General features: G+C 62.7%; 3 protein-coding genes. All 3 read left to right on the top strand.

From position 1 onward, the window contains the following. The coding region (locus tag FK530_RS24195; RefSeq protein WP_146489404.1) for an ISL3 family transposase at nucleotides 1-940 on the top strand (940 nt) is incomplete at its 5' end. 84 nt (nucleotides 941-1024) lie between these two features. Beyond that, a complete protein-coding gene (locus FK530_RS27305) occupies nucleotides 1025-1309 on the top strand; it encodes a transposase (protein WP_438947261.1) in 285 nt (94 codons plus the stop codon). Continuing rightward, nucleotides 1306-2155: IS3 family transposase (locus tag FK530_RS24190; protein ID WP_438947260.1), on the top strand; the 850-nt coding region annotated here is incomplete at its 3' end. The genes FK530_RS27305 and FK530_RS24190, both read left to right, overlap by 4 nt.

The raw sequence follows: 2155 nt of genomic DNA, 5'->3' as shown, positions 1-2155 counted from the left end.
GCAGTTGCGTCGCGAGCACGCGACGATCCAGGGTCTTGCCCGTCAGTTGGGCACGTCGTGGAAGACGGTCTGGCGGGCGGTCAAGCCCGAACTGGAGCGCCTCGCCGATGATCCGGCACGCTTCGAGGGGGTCACCACGCTCGGTGTTGATGAGCACGTGTGGCATCACGTCGACCCGCGCCGGCGGGGGCCGAAGGAGTTGACCGGGATGGTCGACCTCACCCGCGACGAGCACGGCCGGGTGCGTGCCAGGCTGCTGGATCTGGTGCCCGGCAGGTCGGGGAAGGCGTACGCGAGCTGGCTCCAACAGCGCGGCGACGCATTCCGCCGCCGGGTGCGAATCGCGGCGTTGGATCCGTTCGCCGGTTACAAGAACGCTATCGATGATGAGCTCGAAGACGCCGTCGCCGTGCTGGACGCGTTCCATGTCGTCAAGCTCGGCACCGCCGCCGTTGATGAGGTCCGCCGCCGCGTGCAGCAGACCACCCTCGGGCATCGGGGACGCAAGGGCGACCCGCTCTACGGCATCCAGCGCCTGCTGCGAGCCGGGAGGGAGAACCTCACCGACAAGCAGCACGCCCGCTTGGAAGCAGCGTTCACCCGGGACGAGCACGTCGAGGTGGAAGTGGCGTGGCAGTGCGCCCAGCAGTTGCGGAACGCCTACCGGCAGGCGGACCTGACCACCGGGCGGGTAATCGCCGAGCAGGTCATCGACACGTTCCACACGTGCCCGATCCCCGAGATCGCACGGCTGGGCCGCACCCTACGCCGGTGGCGTGACGCGTTCCTGGCGTACTTCACCACTGGTCGCGCGAACAACGGCGGAACCGAGGCCGTCAACGGCATCATCGAACTCCACCGCCGCCTCGCCCGAGGATTCCGCAACCCCGACAACTACCGCCTCCGAATGCTCCTCGCCGCCGGCGGCCTCACCCCATGACCCCCACCGGATGTCCGAAGAGCCGGTTGTTCTCGGACCTCGGATGAAAGTCTGGTGTTTCGGGAGGAACGGTAGGGTTGATTCATGAGTACTGGCAAGTATGGTGATGATTTCAAGGAGCAGGTTGTTCTTGAGGTGATCAACAAGGACCGGACGATCAGTTCGGTTGCGCAGTCCTATGGGCTGGTGTCCCAGACGGTGGGATTGTGGGTGAAGAAATACCGGGAGTCCCATCCTGAGGTGTCTGGTTCGGGAGAGGTCGTGGAATCGGCTGAGATACGGCGGTTGCGACGTGAACTCCGAGAGTCGCAGGCCGAGGTCGAATTCCTGAAAAAAGCCGCAGCCTTCTTCGCGAGGGCTGTTCAGTGAGCGCACGGTATGCGTTCATTGTGAGTGAAGAAGGCAATTACACGATCACTTTGATGTGTCGCTGTTTGGAGGTGTCGAAGTCGGGGTACCTGGATTGGAAGAGGCGGCCGATGTCTGATACTGAGGTGCGTCGCATTGATCTCACCCACCGTGTTCGGGCAAGTTTCGAGGCGTCGGATGCCACGTATGGGTACCGGCGTATCCACGCCGAGCTCGTGCGGATGGGTGTGGTGGTGTGTGTGGACACGGTGCGCACCATCATGGCCGAGGAGGGCCTGGTGGCAGTCCAGCCGCGCCTGCGGGTGCGCACCACGATCCCCGCAAAGGACATCGATGAGCGTGAGGACCTGGTGGGCCGGGACTTCCACGCGGATGCCCCCGGGCTCAAGTGGGTCGGGGACATCACCTACATTCCGACGTGGGCGGGATTCTGCTATCTGGCGACCGTGTTGGACTGCTGCACGAAGAAAGTGGTGGGGTATGCGATTGCGGACCACATGCGCACCAGTCTCATCCAGGATGCACTGACCATGGCGGTGAAGAATTGTCCCCATACTCGGGGTGTGACAATCTTTCATTCGGACAGGGGAAGCCAATACACGTCGGAGGCGTTCGCTCACACGTTGAGTGATTATGGGATACGCGCCTCGTGCGGGAAGACCGGGGTGTGCTGGGATAATGCGTGGGCGGAGTCTTTCAATGCGACTTTGAAGAACGAGCGGGTCCACCGGATGGTGTATCCTACACGGGAGAAAGCAATTCGCGATATCGTGTGGTGGATTGAACTCCGATACAATCAGAAACGTCTCCACTCGTCCTTGGGGTACCGCACCCCCAACGAGGTGG

Source organism: Tsukamurella conjunctivitidis (assembly GCF_007858475.1).
Taxonomy (GTDB): domain Bacteria; phylum Actinomycetota; class Actinomycetes; order Mycobacteriales; family Mycobacteriaceae; genus Tsukamurella; species Tsukamurella conjunctivitidis.
The sequence above is the reverse complement of the archived record's forward strand: the minus strand, read 5'-3'. Positions and strand labels throughout refer to the sequence as shown.